This window comes from Microcoleus sp. F4-D5 (assembly GCF_036704885.1).
Lineage (GTDB): Bacteria > Cyanobacteriota > Cyanobacteriia > Cyanobacteriales > Microcoleaceae > Microcoleus.
In genome coordinates this window covers 114,822-126,598 of record NZ_JAUBSX010000006.1, presented here as the reverse complement: position 1 = coordinate 126,598, position 11,777 = coordinate 114,822, and the positions used below count along the sequence as shown (strand labels likewise).

Sequence of the window (11,777 nt, the reverse complement as noted above, 5' to 3'; positions counted from 1 at the left end):
TTTTCAATAAGCATTTTATGAACAGGCAAGATGCCTGTTCCACAAGAGATGATTTTTTTGTGGAACGGGCATCTTGCCCGTTCTTAAGAATGGTGCAAGATGTGAGTGATTACTGAGATATTGCACCATTTTCAATAAGCATTTTATGAACAGGCAAGATGCCTGTTCCACAAGAGATGATTTTTTTGTGGAACGGGCATCTTGCTTGTTCTTGAGCATGGTGCAAGATGTGAGTTATTAGAAATAAACATTACATGAGTAGAGGGCGGGTTGATAAATATTGTGGAGTGAATGAAAGATTGTTCGTAAAACCCGCTCCTACAAATATTACGGTTAATTTGCCCAAAACAATCTAATTTAATCACTCGGTAAACTCAATTTTAATACCTGTCCAACTGATACCTCGTGCTTGTGTGTCGCTACCACCACGGCACCTTCTAATCGCGGATCGTAACATCCCACCCAAGCCGCAGGATGGCATTCGTGTACTAAATACCCGTACAGCCAAATTGAGCCTCTACCTTCAATGACAATTCCTTGGCTGAATTGAACATTTTGAGGAAGTTTCAAACCTTGTAAATCCTCGGGTGTGATAATACCGTCTTGAGTTGCAATTCGCAAGCGCAAAAGTTGGTAAGCTAAACCGTCTTGAGTTTGACTGGGGATTATTTTTAATTCAATAGGGTTCATTGGATGCACAAAAGTTGAATGCTGCGATAAAATCATATACCTTTTAGGGTAAATTGGGAATCCGATCGCCAACTTTGAGTCCCAATTGGGCCGCCCTTCCGCCTCTGAGTTCAATAACTCCGTCAACGGGAACATCCGGGCCGTAGCTGGGGCAGGTTTCGCTCAAACACGGCGGTACGTTAGGAATTATCGCCTGTACTACGCCTTCCCGCAGAAAAACCATATCGAGCTCAACAAACACGTTTTTCATCCAAAAACGCACGTTTCGCGCGGGTTCGATCGGGAAAAGCATTCCCCTGTCATCCGGCAATTCTGTGCGAAACATTAAACCTGTCGCTTGCTCTTGGGGAGTTTGGGCGACTTCCAGTCCGATCGCGCGATCGGCTATAATCGTGTTAACAGAAATTGGCAAAAGCTGACCCATATCTATCCCGCCAAACAGCGACATAAAGTTGGATTCAGTCAGATTAGAATTTCCCGAAACAACTCCTAAATAATTACCAGAGTTTTTATCTTTCATAACAGTTTGGTTGTCGGAAACAGAAAGCTCTAAATCGCTAAACTTCATGCCTTCTGTCAAGACAATTTTATCATTGCCGTTGCCAAAATCTGTAATTATATCGGCTTCAGTAATAGTAGATGCGGCGGCGGTTTTTTCCATCACAAATAAATCATCGCCTGCGCCTCCTGTCAAGATATCCCTGCCTTCGCCGCCTATTAGCAAATCGTGACCCCGATCGCCAAACATCCAATCGGAGTCTTGTCCTCCATAGATTGTATCGCTTCCCTGCCCGCCAGACAGCGTATCAGCGCCTTCATTTCCGGCCAGCAAATCATTTTCCCGATCGCCAAAAATTCGGTCGTTTCCCCCCAAACCTTGAACAGTATCATTACCCGCAAATCCTCTAATCGTATCGTTGCTGAGAGTTCCCAGGAGAAAATCGAAGCCGAAAGTACCGTCGATGTTAACCATTTTGCGTTTAATGATGCGTTTAATAGAAGGAAGATTTGGCGATCGGCATCCGCCAACCGGTACCAAAAGCTCGATCGCTAATTTTCAAACCCGGCGCTGCTTGTCGCCGTTTAAACTCCGCTTGCCTCACTAATTTTACTACACGTTTAACCACAGCTTCATCGTGTCCCGCAGCGATAATTTGTTGGGTAGATTCGTGATGTTCGATCGACCGCTGCAAGATGTCATCTAAAACATCGTAATCCGGCAAAGAATCTCGGTCAATTTGTCCGGGTTTCAGTTCAGCACTCGGGGCTTTAGTCATAATATTAACCGGAATAATTTCCTTTTCCGGGGGCGGGTACGGGGGCAGCGCCCCTACATATCCGCCAGAATTCAGCCACCGACAAAGCGAATAAACGCGAGTTTTCGGCACATCGGAAATCACCGCCAATCCCCCATTCATATCGCCGTAGAGAGTGCAGTAACCCACCGCCATTTCCGACTTATTGCCGGTCGAAAGCAGCAGATGTCCGAACTTATTAGAAATTGCCATCAACAGATTGCCTCGAATCCGCGATTGAATATTTTCCTCAGCAATCCCGAAAGTTGTGTTGACAAACAAATCGGCGAGAGTGCGATCGTAAGTTTTCATCAAATCGCCGATCGGCAACATTTCGATCGCGATGCCCAGATTTCGGGCTAATTCCAAAGCATCATTAACCGAATGATCGGAACTGTAAGGAGAAGGCATCAGCACCCCTAGAACATTTTCGGGCCCGATCGCGCAACTGGCGATCGCCGCCACCAAAGCCGAATCTATCCCGCCGCTTAAACCGAGTACAACTTTAGAAAAACCGCACTTGCGAACATAATCTCGCACTCCCAAAACCAAAGCTGCCCAAATTTCGGCATCTCCTGCTGCCGGATGAAAACTCAAATCAGTTGTGGAACGGGCATCTTGCCCTTTGCCGCCCCTGCCCGCTAAATCTTGTTTAGCTGCGTCATATTCCAGCACTGCAAAATCAGTTTCAAAAGAAGCTAAGACCTGAATCAAATCACCCTTTCGATTCACAGCAAAACTGCTGCCGTCAAAAATTATATCGTCATTTCCTCCTATTTGATTAGCGTAAATCATCGGTATCCCGCAGCGGATGACGCTGTGCTGCAACATCGCCGATCGCACTCCCCGCTTTCCGGCACAGTAAGGCGATGCCGACAAATTCACTACTAAATCTACGCCCAATTTTTCCAAATCGGAAACAGGATCGCCCGGGTAACTGCGTTTACCCCAAAACTCCTCATTGTTCCACAAATCTTCACAAATTGTCACGCCGATTTTAACTTCGCCAATAGAAAAGTAATTGCTGTTTTCTCCCGGTTCAAAATATCTATCTTCATCAAATACATCATAAGTAGGCAACAAGCGTTTATGAAAAACTTTTTCGACAGCGCCATCTTGCAACAAAACAGCGCTGTTAAACAATGGTTTTCCGCCTAGTTGAACCGCATTAGCATTAGGTAAGGCAGTGCCGACTATGACTGCCAACTTCGGCGGCAAAGCTTGCGCCAGTTGCTGCAACTTTGCGCCTGCTGCTGCAATGAAATTGGGATCTATCAACAAATCGCGCGGCGGATAACCGATCAGGGAAAGTTCCGGTGTTAGCAATAAGTTTGCGCCCTCAACCTCCGCTTTTTTCGCAGCCTCCAGAATGAGGTTGGAGTTGCCAAAGATGTCACCAATAGTAGGGTTGAGTTGTGCGATCGCAATTTTCATATCACCAAATCACCTCATAAATATTGCTAACAGTCCGCTCGCGCGGACTCGATTTCCTATAGTCCTAGATTTGAATATAGGGAAACTTTACTCAGATTTGTAATGTTTCAATTCTTCCTCAATATAATAATTTACCAAATCCCGGTAAATATTTTCAACCACATCAGGATTCAAACCAGATTCTAAAGCCCACTCGCGCCGCTGCTGTAACATAGCATGAAAGCGATCGGGCGATCTAACGCCAGCTTCACTCGTTTTGAACCTTGCTGCCGCGACGACGTATTTAAATCTCTTGCTCAAAGCGTCGATCACTTCTCGATCGATGATATCAATTTCCTCCCGAACTTCCTGAATATTAGCGCATTCATCAGGGTCTTTCATTGCCCGCACTCCTTAATAGCTTCTATTATAATGTTACTCAATCGATCCCTGAATGTCATCCAAGGAACAGCTAGATAAACACCAACGGCTTATTTTTGAAAGGAGCAAAAGCGGCCGCATCAAAGCGGTACAAACTAGCAGGGCGGCCAGCCCCCCGCGAAACCTTAACACCGGTATCGCACAAAAAACCCAATTTCAACAATCGAGCTCGAAAATTAGAATAATCAGAAAAATTTTCCCCCAAAATAGTTGTATAAAGTTGATACAAATCGCTCAAAGTAAAAAGTTCCGGCAAAACTTCAAAAGCTACCGGACTGTATTCAAGTTTGTTACGCAGTCGCCGGTATCCGTATTCGAGAATTTGATTGTGATCGAATGCCAGCTTAGGAACTTGTTGCACGGGATACCAAGCAATGCCGCCGACGCGGTGGCCGACACCCGCAACTACACTGCCAGCAATTAACTCAGCTTCCTCAAACCGAACCAAAGCAAAATAACTAACCGAAAGATAACGATCGCCCCTGGTAAATTCCCGAGGATCGCGCCCCGGTTCTCCGAAAGTATACAATTGCTCCAGATACAAATTTTTGACCCGAATTTTCTCAGACAAAATCCGGTAGGCGGCATTTTCAAGAGACTCTCCGTGCCGCACCAAAGTACCCGGAAGACTCCAAGAATCAATAAAGGGTTCGTCTTGCCGCATTACTAACAGCACCAACAAGCGGTTCTGCACAGTATCGACGGAGAAAATAACATTATCTACTCCTACTTTAAAGTCAGCTAACGAGCAACCTTCGCTCTTTTTTGTGCCTCGTGCCATGCGTACAAATGCTCCCTATGGATGTAATCTTCGATGGTCGGAGTCAGAACTTCCCTGTCTCCTGTTTCCCGATAGGAGGTAGAAGAAACATTGGGAGCACTCAAAGATGCGATCGCCACCTTTGCACCCATGCGCCTCAACTGCCACAAATCTAATTGTTCTGACGGATAACCCGGTCGCGGTACTATCAGCAACTCCACTTTTTTTAACAGTTCTTCAAATTTGTACCAGCGAGACAATTGCCCCACTAAATCCGAACCTATTACCAGCGTCAAATCTGCATTCGGCCACAGCAATCTTGCTTGTTCCACAGTTTCCAACGTCCTCGGACTGCTGAGTTCTGGATGCAAGCAAAGATTGTGTCTCGGCGAATTAATTTCTTGAATGATTAACAGCAGCATTGCCGATCGGTGTTCTAGAGAAGTCTGGTGCGACTTAAAAGGATTGTCCGACGCCCAAACTGCTACCCAATCAAAATTTTGGGAAAGCCAATTTAAGATAGTTTTGTGTCCCGCTGTAGGCGGATCGGCACTGGTTCCAAAAAGAGCAATCTTCTGCATAAGGAATCGGTAATTGGGAATTGTTGACTGTTGACTGTTGACTGTTGACTGTTGACTGTTGATTGTTGACTTCAATCTAAAATCTAAAATCTAAAATCTACAATCGATTGACTCTTTTTCGTTTTTTGAGTAAGACTCTGCAAATCTGTAGAAATTTCCACTGGCGGCGAAATCGGGTTGTCAAGTTGCCGAGTTTCGGCTCGAAGACTGGCGACAGAAGCAGCAGTTCGTTTGGCGATATCCTCCAAACTTTCCTGGTTCTGCACTCGTTTCCCATCCTTGACAACTAACTCCATTAATGGTAAGTGAGAATCGCAATTGTGAATAATTTCCCCTGACAATCCCAAACAATCTCCGAGAATTTGCCCATTTTCAATATGTCTAAAAATTTGCTTTCTTCCAGGATATGTTACCTTGCCGCTTGCCTCTTTCATCACCGGAATTCCGTCAATTTCCACCAACTTATAAACACCGTTCACAGGCGAACCGCTGACCAACTTCGTTCCCAAACCGTAACCGTCAATACAAGCGCCGCTACTTTTTAATTTAGCAATTTCTCGATCGTCCAAATCGCCGCTAGCAAAAATTGGAACACCCGGAAGGATCGATCGAACTTCCCGAGACAGCACCGCCAAATCGCCCGAATCGAGCCTCACCCCTTCCAACTGCATTTCACCGCTGTTTACTCGATCGGCCAACATCCGCGCCGCCGCCACAGTATTATAAGTATCGATCAGCAGCGGTGCCCCGGGAAAACAGCGGTGAAAAGCTGCAAACGCCTGATTCTCGCTGCCTTCGAGGGCAGCCACAGCCATTACCAAAGCATGAGCCATAGTACCTACAGGTTTGCGGCCCAACTTCAAAGCAGCCAAAACATTAGAAGTTCCGTCGAACCCCGCAGCCAAGGCCGCCCTAGCCGCCCACACAGCAGCTTGAGGCCCAAAAGCCCTGCGCGTCCCGAATTCTAGCAACTTAGCCTCCGGGCCCGCCGCATCCCGCAGCCGCGCAGCCCGCGTCGCAATCAAAGTTTGATAATTTATCGCATTCAACAAATAAGTTTCCACCAACTGAGCCTGCCACAGAGGAGCCTCAATTCGCAGCAGGGGCTCGTTGGCAAACACCGCCGTCCCCTCCGGAACCGCCCAAACATCGCCAGTAAAGCGGGCTGTGGCCAGTAGAGTCCAAAATCGCTCCGGCGCACCTGCAAAAATGCCAGTGGACTGCAAAGCCTCTATTTGCGCCGGAGAAAACCGAAATTTCTCCAGATATTCGAGAACTTGAGCCAAACCCATGGCGATCGCGTAGCCAAAACCCTCTGGCAGCCTGCGCGCGAACAACTCAAAACTCGCAGCCCGCCCGTCGATCCCTTCCCCAACGTAACAAGCCGCCATCGTTAGCTGGTAGAGATCGGTCAAAAGGCTGTAATCTGCTGAGGAAACCGTCAGTTCCCGGTCTTCTAAGATTTCTTCAAAACCTGTGAGCTGCAGGCTTTCTGTGGTAGTTTTCATAAGAAAAACCCCGAACAAATTTCTTTGTCTTAATTATAGTGACTAACACCATATCTTTTTGTAAATTTTTAATAAAGGTTGCTGATAGCTGTCTGAAGAATTGCTTGAGTACGGCGTTTACTAGCAGAATTTAGGTGGCTGGAGGCACGAATATTATGGTAGAATCCATAAAAATACCTGATTTAACAAACTCACGAATTAAGCACAAATACTCAAACGTTCCAGGTTTTTGACGAAAATATCTGGTTGCAGCCTTGAACCGAGTTAGAAAACCCGGTTTCTGAGGGTCGGGAGTGCGATCGCCACTGCATGAGTTCAGCAAGGAAAAATCTACCAGCAAAAGGTCGATCGCCCACAAATGCGTAATTTCTAAAACCTTCAGTTTACTTCTATGTTGCAGACTAATAAGTAATTCAAATAAATATTGCTAAAGTAGTCCAAAGGCAAAAAATAAGAGTAATTTAAAAGTATTCCAACCCACACAAGAGAGGCGGATTTTATGAATCTTTATAAATCTGTTGTCAACGCAATGCGTTACGTTTCGGAAGGAGCCTCGCGGATTTTTAGACGGAGCGATGACGATTATCCCAACAGTGGCGTTCAGCCTTTTGAAGGTACGCCATCCAAAGGTTCTAAATGGGAAAGATGAGCAGCCGATCGGGAATTTTCTAGCGATGCAGGTAAAGGCATTCTGTTGAAGCGAGAAAAGCCGATCGCCTCAAATAACTTTAAAAAGAATGGCAATTTATGCAATCGCTTTTAAATTTCTTCAATTTGCCCCAGCTAAACAAAGTTTAGCTGGGGTTTTTCAACTAAGTGACCAACCGCTAAAAATGCCCAATTCCCCATGCCCAATTTACAAAAACTGATTTAGGAAAAAGGCGATCGCAGCACTGCCGATCGGCACTGTCAAATTGTCAATTCCCCACTTAGAAACCGATTCTAAACTAGCAGCAACCAAAGCCACAACGCCAGACACCGCCCAAGTTTGCCAAATATTGCCTTGAACCGCCAGCAAAATCAAACTGCTAACAGCAAAACTCACCAAATACATAGTTGCAGAACCTTCCCAACTCTTCTGCATTCCCCAAACTCGATAACTATGTTTGCCGTATTTCTGACCGATGACAGCAGCCAATCCGTCGCCCCAAGTCATGACTAAAATGCCCAAAGCAGCGTATTCCTGATGCTGTAGCGGCCAAAACCAAGCGACGAGAATGCTGATAGTAACAGCATAGAAAAAAGTCCCCCAACTCTTCCGGTTGATGCTGTTAAGACTGGGTAAAATCGGAACTTGGTAAGAAATTAGGGCGATCGCCGCCGCTAAAATTCCCGCCCAAATTCCCACCCAACCGGGTATTTCCAGCCACCACGCCAGCAAAATCACATTTCCAGTACCGATGTGCACCACCTTCCGCGATACCTCAGCATCGACAGAAGTAAAGCGATTTAAGCCCTCAGCTACCAGTAAAATCAAGCCCAGCCAGACTCCCACGAGGGAAATTTGCAGCCACACAGTCGGAATTTCAGAAAATATAGACACGATATTTAGGAAAAACTTAGATCGAGCACTGTTTACTACTTTAGTGGAAAGCGCGATCGATGTTAGAACCCCGCAGCCTTAAAGTGCTGCGGGATCCGGCTGTTATGTTTTTTGAGGTTGGTCTACTTAAAACCTGTGCTATGCTATAAGCAAGTCTAGGGAAAAAGCTATAACTATTTTAGTAGAAGAACTTTTGAATACCTTTGAGCGATTAACAGACTCAGAGCGGTTAGATTTGGTATTGGAAATTTTGAAACGGACTGTTTATTTAGACTTTCCGTCCCTATCTGATGACGATTTAGTTCTAAATGCTGAGGGACTTTTTCTAGAGCTAGATGAGGAATAATCCGTATATGAATAGTCTAGAGCATGGTGAAATCTGGTTAGTCGATCTAGGTTATATTGCGAAAGTCAGACCATGTTGGGTCGTGAGTATTCCCGATCTAAATCAATACCGGTCATTAGCGACTCTAGTGCCACATACAGCAAGTCTACGCGGTTCAAGATTTGAGGTTAAAGTCAAAAATAAGTTTCTCCGAGAAGGAGTATTTGACGTACAAAATATGATGACAATTCCTCATGCAAAGCTTCTACGCAAATTGGGAAGTCTGACATTCGATAAAATGCTCGAAGTAGAATAGGTAATACTCTTGTGGTTGAGATTTAAAGAGGAAAATGCTGAGGAAGAGGAGAAGTAAACCGAACTTTTGAAGTTTTGAAATTATCACAGAAGCTGATTACTATGCAGTATGTCTTAATTATTCATGAAGTAGAAAATTATGAAGCTTGGAAACAGGTATTCGACCGTGCTGAAAGCATCCGAAAAGAAGCTGGAGAGCGCTCCTATCAGGTCTTGAAGTATGAGAATGAACCCAATAAAATCGTTCATTTCTCCGCGTGGACATCAACAACAGATGCAAGAGCGTTCTTTGAGTCGCCTAGACTGGTTAAAATTAGAGAAGAAGCCGGGGTTAAAGCTCCTGAATTTATTTATCTAGACCAATTAGACTCAGGAGTATTGTGAAAGACATATTTGTATAATGTAAGTTGTTCAAACTATGTAGTTAAGTTTTGAGTATGTACGACGGTAGCTACTACCAGCTAATGGCCGAGTACAATTGCTGGATGAACCAAAAGATATATTCTGTATGCTCGGCAATTCCTGATGAACAGCGCAAACAGGATATGGGTGCCTTTTTTAAGTCGATTCACGGCACTTTGAATCACTTACTGTATGGTGACAAAGCATGGATGGGTCGTTTCACTCTTCACCCATTTTCTGTTACCGTTATCGGGCAAGAACTGTATGCTGAATTTGAGGCTTTGAGAGCCGAACGGGAGATAACGGATCGGCAAATTATAGAATGGTCTAGACACCTTAATTCTGACTGGTTGAGTCAACCGTTTGAGTACACCAGCAATGTAGACGGTAAATGCCGCGTGCTACCAACTTGGGTTTTGGTGACACATATGTTCAATCATCAAACTCACCATAGAGGGCAAATTACCACACTGCTCAAACAACTTGGCTGCGACCCAGGCGTTACAGATATTCCGTGGCTACCCGCTATATCATTGGGATAATTTCTGCACGCACGAGCGAGATGATTGTTGAGTGTTGACTGTTGGCTGTTGGCTGTTGGCTAAAATTATGCTTTCGGGACAACTGACTGTTTGGACACTTGAACCATACTGATGCAACCGAAAACGAGATGAAAGGGGCGATCGAGCCATAAAAATAGCAGGAGAAACTGGCACTCCTGCTAAACCACTACTATTTTGGCGAATTCGCGCCTTGTTACGCCGGCACTCCCAAGGGGATGTCTTTGCTGTCAACCACAGCGACGGCTTGTCGCAAGGCTGCGGTACGATCGCTCATGACATGCTCTGGCGCGATCAGATCCAACAATCCCAACTTCTGCAAGCGCTGCTGAACTTTCTCGCTGGCACCGACGACGTAAACCTGCAAACCCTTATCGCAGGCATCGCGGATCGCATTTTCGATCGCCAGCGAAGCCGTCACCCCCAGCATGGGCACAGCAGTCAGATCCATCACCAAAACATCCGCATCCTTCATAGCATTGTGTTCGCGGGAAATCGCCTTCGACAACCCAAAAATCATCGGGCCACTCAAGCAAAACAGCAACACGCGCCCCTTACCCCGATCCAAGAGTTGCTTCTCCTCCTCACTGATGAGCACCTCATCATCCGTATCGGAAATCAGCTTCACTCCCGCAGACTGCAAACTACTCAACCGTTCGATTGTCAGGATATTGGCAATAAAGACGCCCACACCCACCGCCACAATCAGATCCACAAACACAGTCAAAAGCAGCACCCCGTACATGATCAGGGAACCCTTAACAGATACTTTGTGCGATCGTTTCAGGAAACTCCAGTCAAGAATATCAATCCCCACCTTCAGCGCAATCCCCGCCAACACCGCCATCGGAATCGGTTCAGTTAACTTCGCCGCCCCCAAAACCACCACCAGCAACACCAACGCGCGAGTTAAACCCGACAACGCCGAAGTCGCGCCTGTTTGGATATTGACCACAGTTCCCATCGTCGCCCCAGCGCCCGGTAAGCCACCGCAGAGCCCCGATACGATGTTGCCAATTCCTTGACCGATCAACTCCTTATCGGACTTGTGCTCGGTTCGCGTCAGACTGTCCGCCACCACCGCCGTCAGCAAGGTATCGATACAGCCCAGCATCCCCAGCATCACCGCATCTACAAACATCACCGTGATTTGACCGGGGGAAAAAGTCGGCAATTGCAAGGGGGGCAGTCCCACCGGAATTGCGCCAATCCGGCGAATATCGTTGCCCTGAAACACAGTCAGGGAAATTACCGTCCCGACAATCAGCGCCACCAATTGCGGGGGTACGATTTTCTTGAGCTTTTTGGGCATCAGGAAAATAATTGCCACTGTCAAGGCACCGAGAATTGCTTCCGGGGGATTTACGTTTGCTAGCAACTGCGGAATTGCCATAAAAGTGCCCAAAACACCGCCCTTGGGAGGGGCTTGACCCAGAAACGGTGCAATTTGCAGAATGATCAAAATCACGCCAATTCCCGACATAAAGCCGGAAATCACGCTGTAGGGCATCAGGGTGATGTATTTCCCTAATTTGAAAATACCAAAGATGATTTGAAACAACCCCGCCAGCATCACAACGGTAAATGCCATTGCTAGCCCTTGTTCGGGATTGCTGGCGGTGAGGGATGCGACGATCGCAGTCATCACCACAGTCATCGGCCCCGTGGGTTCAGAAATCAGTGTTGGGGTGCCACCAAACAGCGCCGCAAAGAAGCCAACGCAAATGGCACCGTACAGTCCCCCGATCGGCCCGATTCCCGAAGCGACCCCGAAGGCGAGGGCAAGGGGCAGCGAGACGATGGCAGCCGTGACACCGCCGAAGATGTCGCCCTGGAGATTATTGAAACTAATCCGATTAGTGATTGACATGAGTGGTGCATTAATAAACTAGACAGAATTTAACAATGCTGACTTTTGGCCCTTCACCGAGTTTCAGGGCCAAA

At 46.5% G+C, this 11,777-nt stretch carries 14 protein-coding genes; 5 read left to right on the top strand and 9 right to left on the bottom strand.

Going from position 1 to position 11,777, the window contains the following annotated elements; translation table 11 throughout:
• Nucleotides 1–357: 357 nt before the first annotated feature.
• The 7 genes from crn3 to QUA80_RS04980 all read right to left on the bottom strand — a co-directional run bounded on the left by crn3 (nucleotide 358) and on the right by QUA80_RS04980 (nucleotide 6,688).
• On the bottom strand, nucleotides 358–690 hold the full coding sequence (gene crn3 / locus QUA80_RS05010; RefSeq protein ID WP_333242577.1) for a CRISPR-associated ring nuclease Crn3/Csx3: 333 nt from the start codon (nucleotides 688–690) through the stop codon (nucleotides 358–360).
• Between the two features lie 43 nt (nucleotides 691–733).
• Nucleotides 734–1,663, bottom strand: coding sequence for a DUF192 domain-containing protein (locus QUA80_RS05005; protein WP_333421978.1), 930 nt, complete (start codon nucleotides 1,661–1,663; stop codon nucleotides 734–736).
• Between the two features lie 19 nt (nucleotides 1,664–1,682).
• A complete protein-coding gene (locus QUA80_RS05000) occupies nucleotides 1,683–3,419 on the bottom strand; it encodes an NAD+ synthase (RefSeq protein ID WP_333421977.1) in 1,737 nt (578 codons plus the stop codon).
• An 87-nt stretch (nucleotides 3,420–3,506) separates the two neighbouring features.
• Entirely contained in the window at nucleotides 3,507–3,800 is a 294-nt protein-coding gene (locus tag QUA80_RS04995) for an isochorismate lyase (protein WP_333242568.1), read from the bottom strand.
• Between the two features lie 70 nt (nucleotides 3,801–3,870).
• Nucleotides 3,871–4,620, bottom strand: coding sequence for an NrtR DNA-binding winged helix domain-containing protein (locus QUA80_RS04990; RefSeq protein ID WP_333030102.1), 750 nt, complete (start codon nucleotides 4,618–4,620; stop codon nucleotides 3,871–3,873).
• Nucleotides 4,581–5,180: a nicotinate-nucleotide adenylyltransferase gene (locus QUA80_RS04985; RefSeq protein WP_333421975.1), complete on the bottom strand. Its 600-nt coding sequence runs from the start codon at nucleotides 5,178–5,180 to the stop codon at nucleotides 4,581–4,583. Before QUA80_RS04985 ends, QUA80_RS04990 begins: the two co-directional genes overlap by 40 nt.
• Before the next feature lie 83 nt (nucleotides 5,181–5,263).
• Entirely contained in the window at nucleotides 5,264–6,688 is a 1,425-nt protein-coding gene (locus QUA80_RS04980) for a nicotinate phosphoribosyltransferase (protein WP_333421973.1), read from the bottom strand.
• A 499-nt stretch (nucleotides 6,689–7,187) separates the two neighbouring features.
• On the opposite strand from QUA80_RS04980, the gene QUA80_RS04975 reads away from it, so the two are divergent.
• Nucleotides 7,188–7,337 carry an isochorismate synthase gene (locus QUA80_RS04975; protein ID WP_333421971.1) on the top strand — a complete coding sequence of 50 codons (150 nt, stop codon included), beginning with the start codon at nucleotides 7,188–7,190 and terminating at the stop codon, nucleotides 7,335–7,337.
• A 207-nt stretch (nucleotides 7,338–7,544) separates the two neighbouring features.
• Here the strand turns inward: QUA80_RS04975 and QUA80_RS04970 are convergent, their stop codons facing one another.
• Nucleotides 7,545–8,231: a diacylglycerol/polyprenol kinase family protein gene (locus QUA80_RS04970; RefSeq protein ID WP_445302203.1), complete on the bottom strand. Its 687-nt coding sequence runs from the start codon at nucleotides 8,229–8,231 to the stop codon at nucleotides 7,545–7,547.
• Between the two features lie 193 nt (nucleotides 8,232–8,424).
• On the opposite strand from QUA80_RS04970, the gene QUA80_RS04965 reads away from it, so the two are divergent.
• The 4 genes from QUA80_RS04965 to QUA80_RS04950 all read left to right on the top strand — a co-directional run bounded on the left by QUA80_RS04965 (nucleotide 8,425) and on the right by QUA80_RS04950 (nucleotide 9,815).
• Nucleotides 8,425–8,577 carry a hypothetical protein gene (locus QUA80_RS04965; RefSeq protein ID WP_333421969.1) on the top strand — a complete coding sequence of 51 codons (153 nt, stop codon included), beginning with the start codon at nucleotides 8,425–8,427 and terminating at the stop codon, nucleotides 8,575–8,577.
• A complete protein-coding gene (locus QUA80_RS04960) occupies nucleotides 8,567–8,872 on the top strand; it encodes a type II toxin-antitoxin system PemK/MazF family toxin (RefSeq protein WP_333421967.1) in 306 nt (101 codons plus the stop codon). The genes QUA80_RS04965 and QUA80_RS04960 overlap by 11 nt, the downstream gene beginning before the upstream one ends.
• Before the next feature lie 101 nt (nucleotides 8,873–8,973).
• Nucleotides 8,974–9,255 (top strand): antibiotic biosynthesis monooxygenase, encoded by a 282-nt coding sequence (locus QUA80_RS04955; protein WP_333421965.1) that lies wholly within the window; start codon nucleotides 8,974–8,976, stop codon nucleotides 9,253–9,255.
• A gap of 53 nt (nucleotides 9,256–9,308) precedes the next feature.
• Nucleotides 9,309–9,815 carry a DinB family protein gene (locus QUA80_RS04950; RefSeq protein ID WP_333422038.1) on the top strand — a complete coding sequence of 169 codons (507 nt, stop codon included), beginning with the start codon at nucleotides 9,309–9,311 and terminating at the stop codon, nucleotides 9,813–9,815.
• A gap of 214 nt (nucleotides 9,816–10,029) precedes the next feature.
• Here QUA80_RS04950 and bicA read toward each other — a convergent pair whose 3' ends face one another.
• Nucleotides 10,030–11,703, bottom strand: coding sequence for a bicarbonate transporter BicA (gene bicA / locus QUA80_RS04945; RefSeq protein ID WP_333421963.1), 1,674 nt, complete (start codon nucleotides 11,701–11,703; stop codon nucleotides 10,030–10,032).
• Nucleotides 11,704–11,777: the final 74 nt, after the last annotated feature.